This is a genomic window from Shewanella pneumatophori, assembly GCF_023283895.1.
GTDB classification, from domain to species: domain Bacteria; phylum Pseudomonadota; class Gammaproteobacteria; order Enterobacterales; family Shewanellaceae; genus Shewanella; species Shewanella pneumatophori.
In genome coordinates this window covers 14,789-37,865 of record NZ_JAKILB010000006.1, presented here as the reverse complement: position 1 = coordinate 37,865, position 23,077 = coordinate 14,789, and the positions used below count along the sequence as shown (strand labels likewise).

Here is a 23,077-nt window from a genome sequence, read left to right as displayed (position 1 = left end):
AATTACCAGATAAAGGCTAACGAGTTAATAAATCGTTGTAATCGATTTTGCCTAATTGGCAATAAAAAAGCTGAAACATCAGTTTCAGCTTTCGGCGTAACGGCATAACGGCATAGATAACATCATATTAGTACAAAATACCCTTTAAACATGGGCGTCAGCATACCCCATACGAGTTAAGGTATTACGCACTATGTCTAAAGTGGCAGGATCTTCAATGGTTGCCGGGATCTTATAATCTTGATTATCAGCAATATTACGCATTGTGCCGCGCAAAATCTTACCGCTTCGAGTCTTTGGCAATTTTTGCACCGCGCTAACTAATCTAAATGAAGCTACCGGCCCTATTTCTTGACGAACTAAATGAATCAGCTGCTGATTGATCTCTTCATCATGTAAAGTTACGCCTTTTTTAAGCACCACCAGACCCAATGGCACTTGGCCTTTTAAGATATCTTTAACCCCTATCACAGCAGCTTCAGCAACCGCTTCATGCTGGCACAATACTTCTTCAAAACGACCAGTCGATAATCTATGACCCGCGACATTAATGATGTCGTCAATACGGCTCATAATATAAAGATATCCCTCATCGTCTTTATATCCTGCATCGCCAGTTAGGTAGTATCCCGGATGCATAGCAAGATAACTGTCTTGGTAACGCTGTTCATTTTGCCAAAGCGTGGTTAAGGTGCCAGGCGGCAAAGGCAGTTTTATCACCACATTGCCTGATTCATTGGCAGCAACTTCTTCGCCCATCACATCAACCACATCAATTTGATAACCGGGCACAGCCAATGCCGGAGAACCCGGCTTTACCGCAACAGGTGCATAGCCCATTAAGTTAGCCGCAACTGGCCAGCCAGTTTCAGTTTGCCACCAATGATCAATGACTGGCTTTTTCAGTGTATCTTCTGACCAATGTAAAGTATCGGGATCGCAGCGCTCTCCCGCGAGAAACAGATTCTGCAAGCACCTTAAATCGACGCCTTGTATAAAATCACCATTTGGATCGTCACGTTTAATGGCTCGAATGGCTGTTGGCGCAGTAAAGAAGCTCTTTACTTTATATTTGGCAATAGTGCGCCAAAATGCCCCCGGATCTGGCGTACCTATGGGCTTACCTTCATACAAAATACTCGTCGCACCAACGAGTAACGGTCCATAGACAATATAGGAGTGACCAACCACCCAACCTACATCGGATGCAGCCCAAAACGTATCACCACAGTCAATGTCATAAATGTGCTTCATCGACCAAGCGAGTGCAACAGCGTGGCCACCATTATCACGCACTACGCCTTTGGGGCGTCCAGTCGTACCAGAAGTATATAAGACATAAAGCGGATCAGTGGACTCAAGAGGAACGCAATCTATATTAGGTGCACTTGCGACAGCCGCCTGCCAATCAATATCTCTACCCGCTAGTAATTCTGCCTCACACTGACTTCGATTAAGTATAATGCAATGCTCGACCTGGTGACTTGCTTGCGCTAATGCATCATCTAGCAAAGGTTTATAAGCTACTACGCCTGACGGTTCTATGCCACATGACGCTGAAAGAACCAGTTTAGGCTTAGCATCATCAATACGAGTGGCTAACTCGTTAGCAGCAAAACCACCAAAGACTACAGAATGAATAGCGCCAATTCGCGCACAAGCCAACATGGCAAACGCCGTTTCAGGCACCATGGGCATATAGATCACCACCCTGTCGCCTTTTTTCACCCCAAGTGAGTCCATATACCCAGCAAGCCGGCTAACCTGTGCTTGCAGTTCGCGGTAAGAGATCCCATATTCACAATCGGTAACCGGACTAACATACTGCAGTGCGATTTGCTCTCCTCTACCTTGAGCCACATGTCTATCAACTGCGTTATAGCAGGTATTCATCTTGCCACCAGCAAACCAACGATAAAAAGGTGCATTGCTATCATCTAAGACACAATCCCAAGTTGACGACCAATCAATCGAATCGGCAGCTTGTGCCCAAAATGTCTCTGGATGGTTAATAGATTTGGCGTGTAATTGCAGGTGTTTATTATTCACGATAGGGGCTCTCCCTTGCTAAAGCGCGACCATGAAACGCCTATTGCTTAGCCGGTCTGCGTCTATTTTATATTCACTGGCATTATGCTGCTGTGATTAATAAATCCCCATTAGACCTTAGAATAAGTAAGTGATTATCAAGCTCGCGATCCAGAAACTAGCTCACCTAAAAACATAAACCACTGATTAAATACAACTTACCCCGTTAACCATACATGATTATCGGCTTGCTAAGCGCTGTTATCTCCTGTTATGGAAAGCGCAATTGACATTACTTAAGTTGAAAATACTGATAAGGCTAGCGCACAAACTTTACCTTTACGTAAACTTCATATATCGTGCACTAAATGTAAACAATTATGGTGTTATTTGATGTCTGATAGTCAGCTGCAACAAACGACATACTCAATCAGTGATTTATCAAAAGAGTTTGATATCACCACTCGAAGTATTCGTTTTTATGAAGACCAAGGTCTTTTAAAACCAAAGCGCCGTGGTCAAACGCGGATCTATAGCCTGAAAGACAGGGTAAGACTAAAGCTGATTTTAAGGGGTAAACGTTTAGGTTTTTCATTAGCTGAAACAAGACGTTTATTCGAGCTTTACGATGCCGATAAAAATAGCAGTAGTCAACTACACACCATGCTTGAGCTAGTTGAAGAAAAGAAAGTTTCGTTACAGCAGCAAATGGACGATATTAAAGTAGTCCTGATGGAACTCAACTCTGCTGAGCAGCAGTGCCGCGATGCACTAGAAAATAATGCCTCTTAATCAAAAGCGAATCATGGTTAGCCAAGGCGAATAATAAATTAAATAAGTATCACGGCAAAGATCAGTGAGCTTAAAACCAAACAAATTGACAGGACACAAGCAAATGACCCAACTCTACACATCTCTAAACTTTGGCCTAGGTGAAGACGTCGATATGCTGCGTGATGCGGTGCAAAACTTTGCCGCTAACGAAATCGCACCGATTGCAGAAAAAACCGACCTTGATAATGCTTTTCCTAATGAGCTTTGGCCTGTGTTAGGTGATATGGGTCTATTGGGCGTTACCGTATCTGAAGAGTATGGCGGCGCGGATATGGGGTACCTTGCCCACGTTGTTGCCATGGAGGAGATCTCGCGCGCTTCGGCATCTATTGGTCTAAGTTACGGCGCACACTCAAACCTTTGTGTTAACCAAATCAACCGTAACGGTAATAGTGAACAAAAAGCTAAATACCTACCAAAGCTGATCACTGGTGAGCATATTGGCGCGCTGGCAATGAGTGAGCCAAATGCCGGTTCTGATGTGGTATCAATGAAGCTACATGCCCGCAAAGAGGGTGACAGGTACATACTCAACGGCAATAAAATGTGGATCACTAACGGCCCTGATGCCCACACTTATGTGATTTACGCTAAAACCGATTTAGATAAAGGCGCTCACGGCATCACCGCTTTTATCGTTGAGCGTGGCTTTAAAGGTTTCACTCAAGCACAAAAGCTCGACAAATTAGGTATGCGTGGCTCAAACACCTGTGAACTGGTATTTGAGAACTGTGAAGTACCAGAAGAGAACATTCTTGGTGGCCTGAATAACGGCGTAAAAGTGTTAATGAGCGGCCTAGATTACGAGCGTGTAGTGTTATCTGGTGGCCCGCTTGGCATTATGACGGCTTGCATGGATATCGTGGTGCCATACATTCATGAACGCGAGCAATTCGGTAAATCTATCGGTCAATTCCAGCTAGTTCAAGGCAAGCTTGCCGACATGTATACAGGTATGAACGCAGCAAAATCTTATATCTATAACGTCGCTAAGTCCTGCGATCGCGGTGAAACCACCCGCAAAGATGCCGCAGGCGCCATTCTTTATTCCGCTGAGCTTGCTACCAAAATGGCATTAGATGCAATTCAGCTTCTAGGCGGTAATGGTTACGTCAATGAATACGCAACTGGCCGTTTACTGCGTGATGCCAAGCTATATGAAATTGGCGCCGGCACTTCTGAAATTCGCCGTATGCTAATTGGCCGTGAACTATTTAACGAATCTAAATAGCCTAACCTGCTCTGTAAACAAACAAGCATCAAGGCGGCTTGCTCTACGCCGCCTCACTCAAACAGCTTCAAAAGGATTGAAATTGTGACGCAACTAAGCAGCCGTATTAATGCCCGTAGCGATGAATTCAAAGCCAAGTTTGATGACATGGCAACCGTGGTTCAAGACTTAAAACTAAAACTCCATCAAATTGAACAAGGTGGCGGTGAAGTCGCACGTAACCGTCACCTATCACGTGGCAAGCTTCTGCCAAGACAGCGAGTTGAAAAGCTATTAGATCCCGGTTCTCCTTTTTTAGAGATCTCGCAGTTTGCTGCCTATGAGCTTTATGAAGATGTGGTACCGGCAGCAGGTGTGATTGCAGGTATTGGCCGAGTGAGCGGCGTTGAATGCATGATTATTGCCAACGATGCCACCGTAAAAGGCGGCACTTACTACCCTGTAACCGTGAAAAAACACTTACGTGCACAAGATATTGCTAGCCGTTGCCACCTACCTTGTATTTACCTTGTAGATTCTGGCGGCGCTAACCTGCCCCGTCAAGATGAAGTGTTCCCCGATAGAGACCATTTCGGCCGCATCTTCTATAACCAAGCGCAAATGTCAGCCAAAGGCATTCCCCAAATTGCAGTGGTAATGGGGCTTTGTACCGCGGGTGGTGCTTATGTACCTGCAATGGCAGATGAGTCGATAATCGTTAAAGAACAAGGCACCATCTTTTTAGCTGGCCCGCCGTTGGTAAAAGCCGCAACCGGTGAAGAAGTGACTGCTGAAGAACTTGGCGGCGCTGAAGTACATACCAAAATCTCTGGTGTTGCCGACCATATGGCACAAAACGATGAGCACGCTTTAGAGCTTGCCCGCAAAGCCGTGACTCGCCTTAACCATCAAAAAGAGATTGCAGCTCAGCTAAGTCCTGTTAAACCGCCAAAATTTGATATCAACGAGCTTTACGGCATCGTAGGGACAGATCTTAAAAAGCCATTTGATGTAAAAGAAGTGATTGCTCGCTTAGTGGATGATTCAGATTTCGATGAATTTAAAGCTAACTACGGCAATACCTTAGTTTGTGGTTTCGCCCGTATCCATGGCTACCCTGTGGGAATTGTGGCTAACAACGGCATCTTGTTCTCTGAGTCTGCACAAAAAGGCGCGCACTTTATTGAACTGTGTTGCCAGCGCAAAATTCCATTATTGTTCCTGCAAAATATCACCGGCTTTATGGTGGGTAAAAAGTATGAACATGAAGGCATAGCCAAACACGGCGCCAAAATGGTAACCGCAGTATCTTGTGCTAATGTGCCTAAATTTACCGTGATTATTGGCGGTAGTTATGGCGCCGGAAACTACGGTATGTGTGGCCGCGCATTCGAGCCAACCATGATGTGGATGTGGCCAAATGCCCGCATATCAGTGATGGGGGGCGAACAAGCCGCTGGCGTATTGGCAACGGTTAAACGTGACGGTTTGGCTCGCAAGGGCGTTGAGTGGTCTGAATCTGATGAACAAGATTTCCGTAAACCCATTGTTGAGCAGTATGACAAAGAAGGTCATCCGTACCATGCCAGCGCACGCTTGTGGGATGACGGCATTATTGATCCTGCGCAAACCCGAGATGTAGTCGGTTTAGCATTGTCTGCGGCGTTAAATGCGCCGATTGAAGACACTAAGTTTGGTGTGTTCCGTATGTAATAGCTCAGCGCTATTTCAAATAGAGCATCTACTTAGCTAACACCATGATTCGATAATACTATTACTCGATAACACCATGGTTGATAATAAAATGGGTCGATAACAATGAATAACTTAGCCACTAACCAAACAGAACAACTCGCTGCGCAATTACAATTTGTACATTGCTCAGTGGACAACGGCGTTGCACAAATGGTGCTTGATCGCAGCGAAAAACATAACGCTTTTGATGAAGTAATGATAAGCGAGATGATCCGAGTGCTGGAGCATTTTGCGATTACCCCTGAGTGCCAAGTATTAGTGCTTAAAGCCAATGGCAAAAACTTTAGCGCCGGCGCAGATCTTAACTGGATGCGCAAGCAAGCCAAGATGAATTTTGAGCAGAACTTAACCGACGCCAATGAGCTAGCAAAACTGATGTCAGTGCTGGATAAGTTCCCAAAACCGACCATTGCCTTAATTCAAGGCGCAGCCTTTGGTGGTGCACTCGGACTTATTTGCTGCAGCGATATCGCCATTGCCAATGAGCGTGCCAGCTTTTGTTTAAGCGAAGTCAAACTGGGGCTTATTCCCGCGGTAATTAGCCCTTATGTGACCCGTGCTATGGGTCAACGCGCTGCGCGCCGATACATGATGACGGCCGAACGTTTTGACGCACAAAAAGCACTGGAACTACAGGTTATCCATGAAATCAATGATGATTTAGACGCTGCAGCCGAACCAATAATTAGCGCCTTGCTCAGCAATAGCCCACAAGGAATGGCGTGGGTGAAATCGCTACTTTCCACTTTAGAGGATGGCGTCATAAATCAAAACACTTTAGATCACACCAGTGAGCGTATCGCCCGCATCCGTGTTTCTGATGAAGGCCAAGAGGGCCTGAATGCTTTTTTTGAAAAACGCGCGCCACAATGGCCAACTTCAACAGACTTTCACGCGGCAACAAACAACAATAACCAGAACGCCAGCGGGCAAGGAGCCAAATAATATGTTCACCAAATTGCTAATTGCTAACCGCGGCGAAATCGCTTGCCGAATAATCAATACCGCCAAAGCGATGGGCGTGCGCACCGTGGCGCTATATTCAGATGCCGATATCAATGCTCGCCATGTCGCCATGGCTGATGAAGCCTTTTATCTAGGAGGCAGCGCGCCTGCAGACTCGTACCTAAAAGGCGATCTTATTATCGACATCGCCAAACAATCTGGCGCGCAGGCGATTCATCCCGGCTACGGCTTTTTATCAGAAAATGCAGAGTTTGCACTTAAGTGTGAACAAGCCAATATTGCCTTTGTTGGCCCAAGTAGCGCTGCAATTGACTCAATGGGCAGTAAAAGTGCCGCTAAAGAGATTATGGGCGCAGCTAATGTACCGTTAGTTCCCGGCTATCACGGCGATGCGCAAGATAATGAATTACTGGTAAGTGAAGCCAACAAAATGGGCTTTCCTTTACTGATTAAAGCGGCCTTTGGCGGCGGTGGTAAAGGTATGCGAATTGTTGAAAATAGTGCTGAAGTGCTTGATGCGATTAATTCAGCCAGACGTGAAGCCATTAGCTCTTTTGGTAACGACAAACTTTTAATGGAGCGTTACCTGCGCCAACCCCGCCACGTTGAAGTACAAGTATTTGCCGACAGCCATGGCAATTGTATTTACTTATCTGATCGTGACTGCTCAATTCAGCGTCGTCACCAAAAAGTGGTTGAAGAAGCGCCAGCGCCAGGATTAAGTGATGCCCTTCGAGTAAAAATGGGCGAAGCCGCAGTTGCCGCCGCTAAAGCGATTAACTATGAAGGTGCCGGTACGGTTGAGTTCTTATTAGATACCGATGACAGCTTCTATTTCATGGAGATGAATACCCGTTTACAGGTAGAGCACCCAGTGACAGAGCTAGTTACAGGTCAAGATCTGGTCAAATGGCAATTAATGGTCGCCAGCGGTAGCGAGCTGCCACTAAAACAAAGTGAAGTGAAAATTACTGGTCATGCTTTTGAAGCCCGTATTTACGCCGAAGATCCGCAAAATGACTTCTTACCCGCCAGCGGCAAACTCGACTTTTTACGTGAGCCTGCACAGAGCCAATTTGTACGTATCGACTCAGGCGTGCGTGAAAACGATGTGATTAGTAACTTTTACGACCCGATGATCTCTAAGCTTATCACTTGGGATGAATCACGCCCGCGCGCATTGCAGCGCTTAGTGCATGCATTAGATGACTATCAAATCAGTGGCCTTAAACACAATATTGCATTCTTAGCCAATATTGCCAAGCACACGGCTTTTAAGGATGCAAATTTTAGCACTGACTTTATTGAGCGCTATGGCGAGGGGTTATTAACGCAGTCGGCAGTCAGCCCTGAGCAACAAAAAATTGCCCTTGGCTTAGCAGCGCTTTATCAACTCTGTGTTCGCAAACAACAAGCAAAAGCTACCGCACAAACAAGCCATGATCCTTATTCTCCATGGAGCAATAACAGCGGCTTTAGACTCAATAGTGCCAACAGACATCAAGTGGCATTGTTAGATGACGACCATGAAATTAACCACCTTGATTTAATCGAGACACAAGTTGCTGGACAGTCGCAATATCAGCTAAAACTTGATGATTGCCTAATTACCCTTACAGGCGAATTAGTGGCTGAGATCCTGCACGCGGAGATCAGCCTGCAAAAATTCGATAGTGACAATACTGAGCAAATGTTGAGTAATAGTCATAGCGATAAAACTAACGGTCATAAAATCAGCCTGCCAGTAAGCCAAGTAGGTGATGACTTTACCCTGTTTATTGATTCCAATAGCTATCACTACCGCGCACTGCAATCTGAAGTGATTGAAGAGCAAGATAATCTTGAAGATAAACTCAAGGCGCCGATGAACGGCACGATTGTAACGCAACTTGTCGCCGTCGGTGATAGCGTCAAAGCTGGCCAAGGCATTATGGTGATGGAAGCCATGAAAATGGAGTACACAATTGAGGCCCCGTTTGACGGTATCGTCAGTGCATTTTTCTTCGAGCCTGGTGAACTTGTTAGTGACGGCGAGCTACTAGCCGAAGTAGAGGCGAAAGCTGAAATCCAGACAGAAAAGGAACAAGCTGGATGAAAATGACTAATGTAATAAACGCAATTGAAGATCCATTTGACGGTATCGTCAGTGCATTTTTCTTTGAAGCGGGTGAACTGGTGAGTGACGGTATGTTGCTTGCCGAGGTCGTAGCTGAAGTTGAGGCTCTTGAATCAACAGAAACTGAGGAAAGTGCATAAATGGCAGCTTATCCCAACAAGGTCAGCATCTTTGAAGTTGGTGCTCGCGATGGCCTGCAAAATGAAAAGCCGGTGACGACTCAAGATAAAGTCGTACTCATTGAAGGCTTAGCTGCTGCAGGGATAAAGCGCATTGAAGCCGCTAGTTTTGTGTCACCTAAATGGGTGCCACAAATGGCAGATTCAGCTGATGTGCTTGCAAATATTAGCCGACATAGCGACGTAACATACAGTGCATTGACACCGAATTTAAAAGGCTTGGAACTTGCGCTTGACGCCGGTAGCGATGAAGTTGCCATTTTTGGCGCAGCATCAGAGAGCTTTAGCCAAAAGAATATTAACTGCTCGATTGAGGAATCCATCGAGCGCTTTATCCCCGTGATGGAGCTGGCTAAGGCGAGAAATGTGCCTGTGCGAGGCTATGTTTCATGCGTATTAGGTTGCCCTTATGAAGGTGAAATAAAGCTAAGTGAAGTGGCTCGGGTGTCTGAATTACTTTACAAAATGGGTTGCTATGAGATTTCACTTGGCGACACCATAGGCGTTGGCACACCACTTAATGCCCGTAGAATGGTTGAGGCTGTGGCAGAGGTCGTGCCCACTGACAAACTGGCTCTGCATTTTCATGACACCTACGGCCAAGCACTAGCTAATATTTTGGCGTGCTTAGAAACGGGGGTGAACGTCATAGATTCGTCTGTTGCAGGCCTAGGAGGTTGCCCTTACGCCAAAGGCGCATCGGGCAACTTAGCGACTGAAGACTTAGTTTATATGCTGCACGGCCTTGGTATCGAAACTGGCATAGATCTAAATCAACTAGTCAATGCTGGTAACAAGATTAGCCAAGCACTTGGGCGTCAATCAGGCTCAAAAGTTGCCAGAGCACTAACTTAAGACAATTTAGTTAAGAGCGCTAAGTAAAGAGCCTTCAGTGAATAGAGAGCCATCAGCGAATAAAAGGCTCTCAACGAACAAAGTGCCCTAGTCGAATAAAACCAGGTCCTAGGACCAAGCATGATTTAACAATGGACAATACATAAGCCTGTAAACACAGATGCGATCCCCCTAGGTCTGTGTTTGGTTTCTAACTGATTAGAGCAGGCTTAACTCACTCCTAAATATAGGAATATGGAGATAACAATAATGGCAGGACTAAATAAAGGGCTGAATAAGGTAGTAACAAGTTACGAAGAAGCACTCGCAGGCCTAAGTAACGATATGACTGTAATGGTTGGTGGTTTTGGCTTATGCGGTATACCGGAAGGTTTAATAGCGCAAATGGTTAAAACCGGCGTCACAGGTCTTACCGCAATCTCAAACAATGCCGGTGTCGATGACTTTGGATTAGGCTTGCTATTAAAAAGCCGTCAAATTGATACCATGATTGCCTCATACGTGGGCGAGAACGCTACCTTTGAGCAACAGATGTTATCAGGTGAGCTAAACGTTATCTTGACCCCACAAGGCACTTTGGCTGAAAAAATTCGGGCTGGTGGTGCAGGCATTCCGGCATTCTTTACTGCAACGGGTTACGGCACGCCCGTAGCTGAAGGTAAAGAAACCCGTGAAATAGATGGCCGCCACTATGTATTAGAGCCCGCACTAAAAGCCGATTTCGCGCTAGTGCGTGCATGGAAAGCTGACACTATGGGTAACTTAGTGTTTCGTAAAACCGCTGCCAACTTTAATCCTATGATGGCAACTGCCGGCAAAATTACAGTGGTCGAAGCTGAGCATATTGTACAGCCCGGTGAGCTGGACCCTGACCATATCCATACTCCGGGCATTTATGTTGATCGCGTTATTCAAGGCACATTTGAAAAGCGTATCGAGCAACGCACCGTAAAACCAACATCAGACAAAGCTTAAGGAGGCTGCACCATGGCATTATCAAGAGAGCAACTCGCTCAACGTGTAGCCCAAGAGCTACAAGATGGTTTTTACGTTAACCTCGGCATTGGTATTCCAACACTCGTTGCCAACTATATCCCTGACGGCATTGATGTGATGCTGCAGTCTGAAAATGGTTTATTAGGTATGGGTGAATTCCCGACTGAAGAAACCATTGATGCGGACTTAATCAACGCCGGTAAGCAAACAGTTACCGCTGTTGATGGCGCATCGTTTTTCTCATCAAGCGAAAGCTTTGCCATGATCCGTGGCGGCCATGTAGATTTAACAGTACTGGGTGCATTTGAAGTCGATGAGCAAGGCTCAATCGCTTCTTGGATGATCCCCGGTAAACTGATTAAAGGCATGGGCGGCGCTATGGATTTAGTGGCAGGCGCTGACAATATCATCGTTACCATGATGCACGCCGATAAGAAAGGTAATTCAAAACTGCTGCCTAAGTGCGAACTGCCACTAACAGGATTTGGTTGCATCAAACGGGTATTGACTGATTTAGCCTTTATGGAAATTAAAGATGGCGCGTTTCATCTTCTAGAACGTGCTCCGGGTGTACCAGTTGAAGAAATTGTATCAAAAACAGCAGGTAAGTTAATTGTTCCTGAACATGTGCCAGAGATGACGTTCTAGTTAATATAGAGATATCGGAATAAAAACGCAGCCAATTGGCTGCGTTTTTATATAGCCTATTTTGCGGCAGTCGGTTGTGCAGTGCTAACAGAGTCCGCCGTTGCACCTGTAGTAGACTCTATTTCAGTTACTGCTGCGTCACAATCATAAGCATTGGCAATCATAGTTACTGAGCCTGTAAAACCAAGTGGCTTATACAAGTAAATGGTATCAGCACCTAATTTGGCAGCTTTAATACGCATCTCATTTAATGTGCCCCAAACCATATCTTTATCAGCATGTAGCCAGTAATCGTAAAAATGGCCTTGTGAACCAATAACAGTGCCTTTATGAGCACAACCAAGTAAAGCATCGGTGTCATCCCATAGCACTTTTACCGTATTAGATTCAGCAGTTGGAAAGGTAATGCAGGCAGTAAGGCTCGAACATAAAAGTGCAATCGTAGCCAGTTTTACAAGTTTCATTGTTAACAGTCAAAAATTAAAGGGAGGCGATAATATAGGCTTTTAGCACTAAAAGGAATCACCCTACTCTAGTTTTAAGACATCTCGCTGAACTCTTTTAATTTGGCAGACAGCTTTTAATTCCCACTTAGATAATCGTTATCGAGTTACAAGATTAGCGTGATAAAAATTCTCATTGGCTTTAGTTTATGTTGCAGTGTAAAAGGTTCAATACACTAACAATACAAGAGTAAAATAAACATTAGCTGATTTAAGCTTGAGCTAATCTAAGTCTGGTAGGATGCAACATCATAGTGCTAAACCGCTATTTTATTTAGATGTTTCATCCCCTCCCTAGTTATTAGCGCTTTACTCCAGATCTATAGAATCAAACGCCATTCCGCGATTTTTAATGATATTAAAAGCTGTCATCGCACCATTTAAAACCATAAAACTCGCTTCCAAACCAAATGATATATCGTATATAAATTACCACACCGGCAATTGTTTACATCTTGTTATGACAGCGTTATCATTTTCAACCACTACACAATGGAATTGTGATGTCGAGGCGAACAATGAAAGCGATTTCAAAAGGATTTACCTTAATTGAATTAATGGTGGTTATCGCCATTATCGGGATCTTATACGCTGTAGCCCTACCTGCTTACACTCAATATGTACAAGATGCGCGTCGCGCTGACGTACAGCAATTTCTATTACAACAAGTCTCCGTTTTAGAAAGGCAATTTACTCGCCTTGGCGGATATCCTGACACTTTTACCCCCGATGCGAACGAGTATTACAGCTTTGCTTACGCGCCCTCAAATGCGGCAATAGCAACCCCAGGTAATCTTAATGACTCCACTGTATTTACGCTGACGGCAAAACCGATAAACGCACAATCGACTGATGAATGCGGCAATATGAGCATAGATCACAGCGGCCAAACAAACGCTTTAATCGCTGGGTGCTGGAGGTAACTATGACTCAACAGCTACAGCTCAAAACAGTCAGCTTAAATAGGGGGATAACCTTAGTTGAAATGATTGTCGTATTAGCCATTATTGGGATTTTGGCCTTGGTCGCTCTACCGTCTTTTTCTGCACAAATTAAAAACGACCGTATAACCAGCAACGCAAATCAACTGCAGAGTGTGGTTAAATTTGCCCGAAGTGAAGCAGCAAAACGCGATCAACAAATCGACCTTGTGGTTGCTGGTAGTAAATGGTTAGTCAAAATTGATAAAGACACCGCGCAGGAGCGGACATTAGCCGAATTTTCACCCACTCACCCGTCTATTACCGTCAATAACCTACAAAACATGACGATTACCAATACCGGTGCGATGACTGCGGCGACCTTAATGATCACAGATAATGACAACCAAACTGATGATAGGCTGCTTTGTATCTTTATTAGTGGTCAAACTTTGCTAACTAAAGCGGCAAACTGCCTATGAGACAGTTAACTAAACAAACTGGCTTTTCGTTAGTCGAAGTGATGATTGCTATGTTTGTCTCTTGTGTTGCATTACTCGCGCTTGCTGCCGGTCAGTTAAAGTCACTGCAATACGCAAACAATAGCTTCCAATATACCGTTGCTCTCATTCAAGCCAATAATGCGGTAGAAAGAGTATGGGCTGATGCCTGCGATCTACAACAAGGTGTTATCGCATTCGACCAAGCTTACATAGACAATACCTTAGCACCCGATATAACGGGTTACAGCATGGCGTTGATAGGCACTGCTGCCAATGCATTTAATAATAACTTCACCATTAACGTTAGTTGGACTGATGAGAGAATTAACAACGAAAACCAAGCGATAAATGACAATCAGATCAATATTAACGCTGCATTTCCACAGTTGCCGAGTACCTGTAATGCGCCCTAAGACATCAACGCAACAAGGTTTCACACTGGTAGAACTATTAATCGCCTTACTGATTAGTACCACACTAATTATGGGCGTTTCATTGGCATACACCTCGATAAATAGCGTCATTTTAAGTAGTAAAAATATTGAAAATGCTCAAGAAGTACTGCGCTTTAGTGCCCAGACTTTTACTCGTAGTCTAAAACAAGCCAGCATTGTCACCATCAACACACCAACAGAATTAGATGTTAGCCAAGCAGCCAATACTATTGCTTGTGACGGCTCACGCCCAATAGCCCCTTACACCGAAAAATATAGCCTTAATGGTGTTAATTTACTTTGTGATATCGGCGCTAATCCGCAAACAATTTTAACTGGCGTGCAAAATATTCAATTTACCAGAGTCAATGATCTGGTTTCTATTACTATCACTCCCCAAGCACAACAAGGGGAACCTGCTGGAGTCGGCGCAGCTGCGCCAATGCAAATAGATATAGCATTAACAGGAATAATTCTAACTAAGGCAACAAGAGGTTAATTTTGCAAGAATTTCACTCTATAAACCTTAAAGGTTCACAGCAAGGCTTTACCTTAGTGACAGTGCTAATTATGAGTATGATGGCTAGCGTATTAGTGCTTAACTCTTTAAAGGATAATGTTGCCCAAGAACGACTCAGCGGTAATTTTCAAAAGAAAATGAATGCGCGTTTAGTGGCTGAAAAAGGTGTATTTGATACTTATAACTATCTGAATGCCCAACTGGCAGCAAATCCAAATCAAACCTTAGATCAGCTTATAGCAGCCATGCAAACTAGCGGCTCTGCAAGTGGCATTTCCAATATGTCCTATAACCTGACAGCTAATATTCCCACTGGAAGTAACCAGCTATCTTTGCAAAGTGACGGACTGCGCTTTGATGGTGAAACGAAGTTAAAAGCTAACTTTGAACTAGTCAGTGGCTCTTCGCAATCTTCATCGGCTTTTGGCGGCGGCATAATTGGCTGTGATGGCGTGACAATTAGCGGTAGCGGAAAAATTGATAGTTATGATTCAAGCAAAGGCGATTATGCAGAGATCCTTGATAATAACCAAGCGAACATTAATAACAATGCAACGGTGAGAACCCTAAATGATAATGACAAAATCATTTTGTCAGGAACAGGTAATATCGAAGGCGATTTAATTGCAATTGGCAGCGTAGAGTTTAAGAGTTCAGCTCACATTGCTGGCAACCTGCACAGCAATGGTTCGATTAACATGTTCAACAATAGCACCATAGGTGGTAACGCTTCCGCATTTAGTTACTTTAAACAGCAAAATGGCGCTATCGCCGGTAATATCCACGCAAATGATTATGTCAGTGTCAATCAAACTCAAGTTGGTGGTGATGTGACTACCGCTGGATATCTAGATGCTACAGGCTACTCTATTGGCGGCGATATTTTAGCAGGTGGCAACATAGACCTAAGCCAAGTGAATGTTGATGGATTAGCGCAAACTTATGCTAATTATTCTCAATATGAAGGCAGTGTTTTTGGCATTCGTGCAAAACAAAATGTAACTTTTTCAAGCACTTTATCCACCGTTGAGAATGACAATATCCATTATGCAGGAAATGGAGACTTTGCCAAAGATTGGTCTGGTGCTGCTGATTCTAAATACCTAAGCGCACCTTACAAAGTACTTCCACCAGAGCCAGCACTGCTGCAAATTCCACGAGTTGAAAAACTCCCCGTTGATGACGGCGTGTTAGATCCTGACGACCCTAACGATATCACCTGCGATCCACTCGGTATTGAAAATGCAGTATTAACAGTTGACTCTTATGCTGACAGTGCTAAAGATCTAGAGATTAAGGATACGGGATCCGCTTATACCCTTTATACCCTAAGTAATAACGAGGGCGAATATAGCCAGTGGGCTAGTTCATCATCTAAACCTGCTGCCATACCAGCCACAAGTGCCAGATTTCTAGGCCAGTCAAAAAATATTCTCATGTACGACAACGTTAATATTAAAGGCAATATAGAAGTAAAAGCAGGCCATAACGTCGTCATGTACGCTAAAGGTAACTTTTACCTTTCAGGCGCCAGCACCCTAACCATTCCTGATGATTCAAGCTTAACCTTAATCGTAAAAGGCGCGTTAATTATTGGCTCTGGCTCGACTATCAACACACCAACAAAAGGTCTCACTAAAGACGGTATTCCAGTGTTTTCAATATATAGCTCTTATAGTGGTACGGGGGTTGATATTCTGGGTGGCGTAGAGCAAATATACGCTGCAATTTACGCTCCGTTATCTGATGTGAACATCGCATCCGCGGTGGACTTTAAAGGCTCTGTTCTGGGTAAAAAAGTCGAGGTATCTGGTGCCGGTGGGATCCACTACGATGAAGCGCTTGGATTAGCAAAAGTGGGCAACGTAACAACCAATACACCTTCACACTTAGTCTTTAAAGGTTGGCAATCTCTTTAAGTGTTTTGCACCATATAGCAAAGCTATCGCTGTTAGGCAGCTTTGCTATATGAGAACTTTCTATAAGTTCTTTAGCTACCTGACTTTTTCTATTAAGCCTTAACTAGCACATACTCCCATTCTTCTTGAGCAAATTTTAAAATTGCTAGGCAGGAAATACTGGGTAGAAAAGTAGAAATAATAAGCCAAATGCTGCAGAAAAATGATTAGATAGAAAGCGATGACCAAAAATTAGCGTCACTGAGCATCACTTCCTACCTAGTATCAAAAACATTGCCATTCGTTAGGCAGGAACACCCTCTTTTGGGTTAGCACCATAACTATTCGCATCATGGCTATCTTGTGCCCAGAATACGACTAATACAATAAAGCCGATTAGTGGAATTAAAAGTAATAACTGCCACCAGCCAGAACGGCCTGTATCATGCAGTCTTCTTGCGCCAATACTCAAGTTTGGGACTATAAGCGCTAGACTGAAAAGTAAAGAAATGGTTTCTAGACCAACGATTGTTAGTGCAAACTGAATGCTAAAACAAATTAGCAAAAACATCCAAAATTCTTGTCTACGTGCACGGCCACTAAATTCGGCATACTTCTTAAGCGGTCCAATAAAATGTTCCATATCAGGATCTCCTTATAATGTATAAAACGGCCTTAAAATATCACCCTAGCTCCACCTGAGCAATAGCCATAACTAATATAAAAGTTGTATACAATAAAATTAACAGATACATGCAGTTAGACCGTTTCCCACCTAAACAGATCAGACCAGTAATGACGAGGTATGGCAGATTTTTATCAGTAATAAAATCGGAGAAACGTGCAACTGTTAGCTAAACTAACAATATACAAATCTAGGCGGGCATAATTATTGAAAATAGCAATTTCTAGCGAGCGGACTGTTTCGGTATTTCAGATAACGGCTGTATTTAGCATGTTGTTTGCTTTAATTGGCTTTAGCTACAACGTCTGGCGTATGGAAATAACCGAGTATAACAATAATGTCCGCGCAGCAAGTTTTGAGCTGTTACTGCAACTGTCTGAACTAGAATCGATTGTATACGCCGCTCACTATGACCAAGACCCTATATTAGGCAGTCCACGTAACGGTTGGGTTAAAGTCAATTTGATTGCCGATCTGAGCATGATAACCGAACCAGAGTTGAGTATGGCAGCCAATAATCTCAAACAAAGTTGGCAATCAAATTGGGAACAAGTGGCAAACGATGAAGCAAGTGCGCAAGCGGTTGTAACAAAAATCGACGCCACCCGAGCAAAAGTCCGCCACCTACTTACGCAGTTGGATTAACAAACTAAGTAATACCAATAATTAAGCAGGTTAATAAAACCTATGTATGCTCTATCGACTTACTTGACCGCAGCTACAAAAGCGATTTCAACAAGGTAGCTAGGGTCTGCAAGCTCAACCTTTAAACAAGCACGGCTTGGCGCACAACCTTCAGGTAACCATGCTTGCCACGCCTTATTAAATACCGCAACATTAGCAAAGTCAGTCACATAAATAGTCACTGATAATAAGCGCGATTTATCGCTACCCACACTGGCAAGTGTAGCTTCAGCTTGCGCAAAAAGTTGCTCGGTTTGACTTAGCATATCGCCTTCTACATCTGCAGCAATTTCCACAAAGTGAACCATGTTATTAAACACAGTTGCGTCAGACCAATTAGCGCACGGATTAATGCGTTGAATATCCATTTTTAAAGCCTTGTAAACAATCTTAATTAGGCGCTAGATTCTAGCAGAAAGTCTTTAAAACCGATTTGTTTTTTTATCATCGATTCAAGTCAACATTTACAGTTATCCGTTGGTAATGATCAAGCATGTTTTGCTGAAAATAATGCAGGGCAGCGCACACTGTTTATTAGGATTTACTGTTAGAATTATTAGCTATTGTGTTCTTCGTTTATTGAGAAAACTAAACGTTATGACGTTAAGACGCTCTTTAGGTCAACAATGGAGTAAATCCATTCTTGCCCACCGCCTCGCATTAACTTTAAGAAGCTCTGAAAAGGTCCAGCAGCTCTTTGGCGGTGCAACCTCATTGCCCACAGTCACCAATACTATTTCGGCACTCGTCTTTGTTGAGGGGGAACCAGTTTGGCTGCCTCCGATGGCAGCCGATGAGCAATCACCACTAACAAACGAGCTTGCCCTACACTGCTTATTTGCCGCTAGCCGCTTGCTGTTTGTAAAAGAGATTGAGCAAGGTGAATTAAATCAGTCGGAACATTTAGTTTTAACCATTGGTTATCAATGGAGTCAATCGCTAGTCAAAGACGCAGCGGACCAACCAAATAGCGATGTAACAGAGCAACTAAATGATGATGCCAAGCAGCTATGTAACCTACTGCAAACCATTAATACTCAGCTAGAAAAGGTCCGCACTGAAAAGCGCCAGTCTAGCCGCAATATGGGCAGTTATCGCTAGTTGTCCAAGCATATTATTAATGTGAGTTATTTAGCACCTAAGTTTCAGTGAACCTAAGTTGCCACTATTAAGGTTCAGCGTTGGCTATCACGCTTTAGCGCTAACATATAGGTATGAAAAAGCCCGCTGGTTAGCGGGCTTTTTTGAATTTGCAGTAACAGGGTTAAAGCATTAAATAGCAACGTTAGCGATATAGACGCTTATCGAGTGCAACAATTTGAAAATCTTGCTGTAGCTGAGCTAAAAAATCACTAGTTAGCAAAGCAATACCACGATAAAAGTCAGTTCTAGCGTGTTCAACGGCTAATTCACAGCAACGAAACGCCCAAGGTAATAGGTGCTGCTGCAATAACACTTGAGTAAAACGCAGTAACGCCTGATTATCGGTTTCAGTTTGCAAACGACCAAAGGTTTGGTCAAGTACCGCAAAAAACAAACCTATATGATCCATTGGCTGCTTGTAATCAAGTTGCAACTCAACGCCATGAGCTCGATAAAAATCCATCAACTCGACAGTTGTTCTATCGTTAATGAGCTGCTCTTCACACAGATAAACTGATCCGTGTGGCACAGCTGTTGGTTCGCCAGGGCCAAAAAATAGCTGACCATAATCGAGCTTTAGGGTAATGACTGCCTTTTCAAACTCTGCCGCTTCAACATCAGTTGACCACTGCTCAAGAAAGTCACCAAGTAACTGACGACCAGTGCGATTTTGCTCGCGGCCGCCAAACTCTGGCCAACTGCCCGCAACATCGCACTCTTTTAACCCTTGAATAAAATCAGCTTCAGGGTAACGAATAAGACAGTGATGTAAAATCCGTGCAAGTCCCTGATACTCGACAAAATCAATAGATGATAAAGATGCTTGAGCAAGAGTTGATTGCGTTAACGACTGGGTATTTGAAGACATAATTTACCTTACAAGCTAAGCGGGCCATAAAGCCCGCTGCTGTTGTACTATTTAAAGACCTTGATACTTAACCTTTAACTGAAATTAAACTTCAGTTGGGTTTAGGATATCGCCGCCTTGCCCACCATTCACGTTTGCCTTAATGATAAGGTTTGGAGAAGTGATTGACTCTGGTGGTAATGGTGCAATGTGACCATCGCCGTTACCATATTTAGCGCGTAGGTTATCCATAGTATCAAAGTCTAGTGCACGTAGTGGGCAAGACTCAACACATACAGGCTTACGGCCTTCTGCGATGCGCTCAAAACAACCATCACACTTGGTCATGACTTTACGTTCACGGTCAATTTGTGGTGCGTCGTATGGACATGCACGAGCACAGCTCTCACAACCGATACATAGATCTTGTGCAACGTGTACTAAACCATCTTCGCGGCGTTTATGCATTGCACCAGTTGGACAAGCTTTAACACACACAGGCTCAGAACAGTGGTTACAACCAATAGACATGTAGTAAGCAAATACACTTTGCTCAAAACAGCCATTTTGGCCTTCAGTCCATTGTCCGCCACCGTACTCGTAAACACGACGCCAAGTCACACCATTTAGCGCAGGAACGCCATTTTGTTCAGGGTTGGTATTGTTACGGATCTCGTTACCTTGACGGTCTTTACAAGATACATGACACGCTTTACAGCCAGTACACTTAGTGCTGTCTACGTAAAAACCGTATTGAGTTGCTTCAGTCATAATTAACTACTCTCTTAAATCTTTTTAATGGCAACACGAATAGTGTGCTGTGGGTTACCTTTAGCGACAGGGCTAGGCTGGTAGCGAGTTAACGAGTTAATTGCGCCGCCTTCGTCAATCATATGACCTTTGCCATTGCTTGCAGTCTTATTACCTGGGTTGTACCAAGCACCTTGTCCTAGGGCAAATACACCTGGAGCAACACGTGGTGTAATACGTACAGTCACTTCAATTGAGCCACGTTCGTTGTACATCTCAATCTTGTCGCCAGAGCTTAAGCCGTGCTTAGCACCGTCCATTGGGTTAACCCAAACAGCATCTTCTACCGCTTCACGAAGCCATGGCACGTTGTGGTAGCTTGAGTGAGTACGGCCCTTAGTGTGGTAACCCGCTAGCTGAATTGGGTAATCTTCTTTAGTGCCTTCATCTTCATAACCGTCCCACGTTACTGTGTATTGTGGAATAGCTGTGATGGTGTCGCCCTTAACGCCAGTTGGCTTTTGACCAACTGTTTCTTGATCCCAGTTAGCCGCACGCCATGCTAGTTCAGCAGAGTAGATCTCAATCTTGCCACTTGGCGTAGACAATGCTTTACCATCTTTAACAAAGCTTTGCAGTGCAACGTGGTTGTCGTTCATGTTCTTACGGAAGAAACCAATTTTTTGTGCTTCTTTGTAAGTCGCAGGGAACGCAGGAGAAACACCGATGTTGTTGCTGTTAGCTTTAGTGCTTTGGTAAAGCTCTTCTAGCCACTCATCTTCGTTCTTGCCATCTCTAAAGCCAGCACCAACGCCCATTTTGTCTGCGATCATCGCAGCTGCTTCATACATAGACTTACAATCCCACATAGACTCCACAGATGAAGACATTGCAGTTAAGTAACCTAGCGAACCTGAAGCGTATGAATCGTTAACTAAATCGTTTGATTCTAACCAGCTAGTATCCGGCAAGATGATGTCAGCAAATTTAGCACCAGGTGTCATCCAGCAATCACAAGATACGATGAATAGATCTTCTGCATTGCGGAAGATATCAGCGGTGTTGTTAATTTCAGCGTGCTGGTTAAGTAGCGAACTGTCAGATGCAGACAGAATGAACTTAATGTTAGCGCCAAGTGGCGTGTCCAGACCATCAGTACCACGAACGCCATGACTACGTGCAGTCATAGTTTCACCGTGGTTAATCGCTTCAGACCAAGTGAAGAAAGAGATGCTTTCTTTAACTGGGTTGCTGCCTGTTGGAATACCTGCACGAGACATGCTGCTCATGTATGGCAATTCACCGTTTGATGCACCGCGAGTACCTAGCTTACCAGTTAGCACTGATAGCATGTATAGCGAACGCATGCTTTGCTCACCGTTCGCTTGACGGTTAACACCAGCACCAACAACGATGTAAGGTGCTTTAGCTGTCATTAGCTTGCCAGCGATATAACGGATTTTCTCTGCAGAAATACCACAGATTTTTTCAGCCCATTCAGGTGTTTTAGCGTCAGTGTAAATACCTTGACCTAGAATATAGTCTTGGTAGTTTTCATCTGAATTCATCACCTTAGCGTATTCTTGGTCAGTGGCATCGCTGCTCGCTGCAAAAATCGCTTTTTGATCTTCAATTGACTGCTTGTTGAAACCAACTGAATGCTCAAGTACAAACGGTAGAGATTGACCAGCAAAGTTCGCGTGGTTGATCATCACATAAGCAACCGCTTCAGCAAACGCAGCATCTGTACCTGGACGAATTGGTAACCAGCTTGATTCTTTACCTAACATAGAGTCAGTGTAACGAGGATCAATCATCACCACTTCAAGGCCGTTGTTTCTTTGTAGCGCTTGTAGGTAATCGTAACCTTCACCAGAACCCGACTGACGGATTTCGCTTGGGTTGTAAGCAACACCTAGGAAGAAGTCACTGTCTTCGATAGTAATCGTTGACGAACCTGCAGTACTGCCTGTACCGAAGGTGTGCTTAGCCGCTTCCATCTGCTGCGCCCAAGAGTAGTTACCGTAAGCATTTAGGTAACCGCCGTTTAGGTTAAATAGACGGTTAAAACATGCATTTGATGCAAAACCGTAGTAAGCACCAGAACCGTAGCTACGGAATACTGACTTAGCACCATTTTCTTGTGCGTAAACAGCAGCAAGTTTTTCAGCAATAATGCTGGTTGCTTCGTCCCAGCTAATAGGTACGAATTCAGCTTTACCACGCTCGCCAACACGCTTCATCGGTGTTTTTAAACGGTCTACAGCGTAGTTTCTTTGACGTAGAGAGCGACCACGAGCACAAGCACGTACTTGGTGTAATCCGTATTTATCTTCTACTTCATGGTCAGTTTCAACGCGTGTCACGATACCGTCTTTAGTGAAGACTTTAATTGGACAGTTTGAACCACAGTTAACTAGACAAGATGACCAGTTCACCACTTCGTCTGTAACAGGCGGTTGTGGCGGGATCACGTTGGCATCATCAGAGCTAGAATTACAGCCAGTAACTGTTGCTGCGCAGCCCAGCGCAGCACTCATTTTTAAGAAACTTCTACGTTCCATAATCTTGTTTTCCTCAAACTTAATAGTGACTGATTCGAC

At 44.1% G+C, this 23,077-nt stretch carries 23 protein-coding genes; 16 read left to right on the top strand and 7 right to left on the bottom strand.

Annotated elements, in window-relative coordinates; genetic code table 11:
- Positions 1 to 144 precede the first annotated feature (144 nt).
- Positions 145 to 2,049, bottom strand: coding sequence for a propionyl-CoA synthetase (locus tag L2740_RS10770; RefSeq protein WP_248950186.1), 1,905 nt, complete (start codon positions 2,047 to 2,049; stop codon positions 145 to 147).
- A 372-nt stretch (positions 2,050 to 2,421) separates the two neighbouring features.
- Here L2740_RS10770 and L2740_RS10765 point away from each other — a divergent pair, with 372 nt between their 5' ends.
- The 9 genes from L2740_RS10765 to L2740_RS10725 all read left to right on the top strand — a co-directional run bounded on the left by L2740_RS10765 (position 2,422) and on the right by L2740_RS10725 (position 11,587).
- The gene (locus L2740_RS10765; RefSeq protein ID WP_248950185.1) at positions 2,422 to 2,820 is read left to right on the top strand and encodes a MerR family transcriptional regulator; all 399 of its coding nucleotides are present in this window, start codon (positions 2,422 to 2,424) and stop codon (positions 2,818 to 2,820) included.
- Between the two features lie 103 nt (positions 2,821 to 2,923).
- The gene (locus L2740_RS10760) at positions 2,924 to 4,093 is read left to right on the top strand and encodes an isovaleryl-CoA dehydrogenase (RefSeq protein ID WP_248950184.1); all 1,170 of its coding nucleotides are present in this window, start codon (positions 2,924 to 2,926) and stop codon (positions 4,091 to 4,093) included.
- 84 nt (positions 4,094 to 4,177) lie between these two features.
- A complete protein-coding gene (locus tag L2740_RS10755; protein WP_220782460.1) occupies positions 4,178 to 5,785 on the top strand; it encodes a carboxyl transferase domain-containing protein in 1,608 nt (535 codons plus the stop codon).
- 105 nt (positions 5,786 to 5,890) lie between these two features.
- Positions 5,891 to 6,772 carry an enoyl-CoA hydratase-related protein gene (locus L2740_RS10750; protein ID WP_248950183.1) on the top strand — a complete coding sequence of 294 codons (882 nt, stop codon included), beginning with the start codon at positions 5,891 to 5,893 and terminating at the stop codon, positions 6,770 to 6,772.
- Position 6,773: 1 nt separating this feature from the next.
- Complete coding sequence (locus L2740_RS10745; protein WP_248950181.1) at positions 6,774 to 8,888, top strand: acetyl/propionyl/methylcrotonyl-CoA carboxylase subunit alpha; 2,115 nt, start codon at positions 6,774 to 6,776, stop codon at positions 8,886 to 8,888.
- Positions 8,885 to 9,049: a 3-methylcrotonyl-CoA carboxylase gene (locus tag L2740_RS10740; protein ID WP_248950180.1), complete on the top strand. Its 165-nt coding sequence runs from the start codon at positions 8,885 to 8,887 to the stop codon at positions 9,047 to 9,049. Before L2740_RS10745 ends, L2740_RS10740 begins: the two co-directional genes overlap by 4 nt.
- On the top strand, positions 9,050 to 9,943 hold the full coding sequence (locus tag L2740_RS10735; RefSeq protein WP_248950179.1) for a hydroxymethylglutaryl-CoA lyase: 894 nt from the start codon (positions 9,050 to 9,052) through the stop codon (positions 9,941 to 9,943).
- 249 nt (positions 9,944 to 10,192) lie between these two features.
- Complete coding sequence (locus L2740_RS10730) at positions 10,193 to 10,918, top strand: CoA transferase subunit A (protein ID WP_248950178.1); 726 nt, start codon at positions 10,193 to 10,195, stop codon at positions 10,916 to 10,918.
- A 12-nt stretch (positions 10,919 to 10,930) separates the two neighbouring features.
- Positions 10,931 to 11,587, top strand: coding sequence for a 3-oxoacid CoA-transferase subunit B (locus tag L2740_RS10725; protein WP_248950177.1), 657 nt, complete (start codon positions 10,931 to 10,933; stop codon positions 11,585 to 11,587).
- 56 nt (positions 11,588 to 11,643) lie between these two features.
- On the opposite strand, the gene L2740_RS10720 is transcribed toward L2740_RS10725, so the two are convergent.
- Positions 11,644 to 12,051 carry a DUF4156 domain-containing protein gene (locus L2740_RS10720; RefSeq protein ID WP_248950176.1) on the bottom strand — a complete coding sequence of 136 codons (408 nt, stop codon included), beginning with the start codon at positions 12,049 to 12,051 and terminating at the stop codon, positions 11,644 to 11,646.
- A 557-nt stretch (positions 12,052 to 12,608) separates the two neighbouring features.
- On the opposite strand from L2740_RS10720, the gene L2740_RS10715 reads away from it, so the two are divergent.
- From L2740_RS10715 to L2740_RS10695, 5 genes are read left to right on the top strand one after another with little or no spacing between them, the layout of a single operon-like run.
- The gene (locus tag L2740_RS10715; RefSeq protein ID WP_248950175.1) at positions 12,609 to 13,013 is read left to right on the top strand and encodes a type IV pilin protein; all 405 of its coding nucleotides are present in this window, start codon (positions 12,609 to 12,611) and stop codon (positions 13,011 to 13,013) included.
- A 2-nt stretch (positions 13,014 to 13,015) separates the two neighbouring features.
- Entirely contained in the window at positions 13,016 to 13,492 is a 477-nt protein-coding gene (locus L2740_RS10710; RefSeq protein ID WP_248950174.1) for a GspH/FimT family pseudopilin, read from the top strand.
- The gene (locus tag L2740_RS10705; RefSeq protein ID WP_248950173.1) at positions 13,489 to 13,926 is read left to right on the top strand and encodes a type IV pilus modification PilV family protein; all 438 of its coding nucleotides are present in this window, start codon (positions 13,489 to 13,491) and stop codon (positions 13,924 to 13,926) included. The genes L2740_RS10710 and L2740_RS10705 overlap by 4 nt, the downstream gene beginning before the upstream one ends.
- Positions 13,916 to 14,446, top strand: a complete 531-nt coding sequence (locus tag L2740_RS10700; protein ID WP_248950172.1) for a PilW family protein — start codon at positions 13,916 to 13,918, stop codon at positions 14,444 to 14,446. Before L2740_RS10705 ends, L2740_RS10700 begins: the two co-directional genes overlap by 11 nt.
- A gap of 2 nt (positions 14,447 to 14,448) precedes the next feature.
- Positions 14,449 to 16,386, top strand: a complete 1,938-nt coding sequence (locus tag L2740_RS10695; RefSeq protein ID WP_248950170.1) for a pilus assembly PilX N-terminal domain-containing protein — start codon at positions 14,449 to 14,451, stop codon at positions 16,384 to 16,386.
- A 283-nt stretch (positions 16,387 to 16,669) separates the two neighbouring features.
- Here L2740_RS10695 and L2740_RS10690 read toward each other — a convergent pair whose 3' ends face one another.
- Positions 16,670 to 17,008, bottom strand: a complete 339-nt coding sequence (locus tag L2740_RS10690) for a DUF805 domain-containing protein (protein ID WP_248950169.1) — start codon at positions 17,006 to 17,008, stop codon at positions 16,670 to 16,672.
- Between the two features lie 249 nt (positions 17,009 to 17,257).
- Between L2740_RS10690 and L2740_RS10685 the strand changes: the two genes are divergently transcribed.
- Positions 17,258 to 17,695, top strand: a complete 438-nt coding sequence (locus tag L2740_RS10685) for a hypothetical protein (protein ID WP_248950168.1) — start codon at positions 17,258 to 17,260, stop codon at positions 17,693 to 17,695.
- A gap of 59 nt (positions 17,696 to 17,754) precedes the next feature.
- Here the strand turns inward: L2740_RS10685 and L2740_RS10680 are convergent, their stop codons facing one another.
- Positions 17,755 to 18,102: a RidA family protein gene (locus L2740_RS10680; RefSeq protein WP_248950167.1), complete on the bottom strand. Its 348-nt coding sequence runs from the start codon at positions 18,100 to 18,102 to the stop codon at positions 17,755 to 17,757.
- A 229-nt stretch (positions 18,103 to 18,331) separates the two neighbouring features.
- On the opposite strand from L2740_RS10680, the gene L2740_RS10675 reads away from it, so the two are divergent.
- The gene (locus L2740_RS10675; protein WP_248950166.1) at positions 18,332 to 18,835 is read left to right on the top strand and encodes a hypothetical protein; all 504 of its coding nucleotides are present in this window, start codon (positions 18,332 to 18,334) and stop codon (positions 18,833 to 18,835) included.
- 184 nt (positions 18,836 to 19,019) lie between these two features.
- On the opposite strand, the gene L2740_RS10670 is transcribed toward L2740_RS10675, so the two are convergent.
- The 3 genes from L2740_RS10670 to L2740_RS10660 form a co-directional block, all read right to left on the bottom strand.
- Positions 19,020 to 19,745 (bottom strand): TorD/DmsD family molecular chaperone, encoded by a 726-nt coding sequence (locus L2740_RS10670; protein ID WP_248950165.1) that lies wholly within the window; start codon positions 19,743 to 19,745, stop codon positions 19,020 to 19,022.
- Between the two features lie 84 nt (positions 19,746 to 19,829).
- Positions 19,830 to 20,495: a DMSO/selenate family reductase complex B subunit gene (locus L2740_RS10665; RefSeq protein WP_028768110.1), complete on the bottom strand. Its 666-nt coding sequence runs from the start codon at positions 20,493 to 20,495 to the stop codon at positions 19,830 to 19,832.
- A gap of 14 nt (positions 20,496 to 20,509) precedes the next feature.
- A complete protein-coding gene (locus L2740_RS10660) occupies positions 20,510 to 23,038 on the bottom strand; it encodes a DMSO/selenate family reductase complex A subunit (protein WP_248950164.1) in 2,529 nt (842 codons plus the stop codon).
- Positions 23,039 to 23,077: the final 39 nt, after the last annotated feature.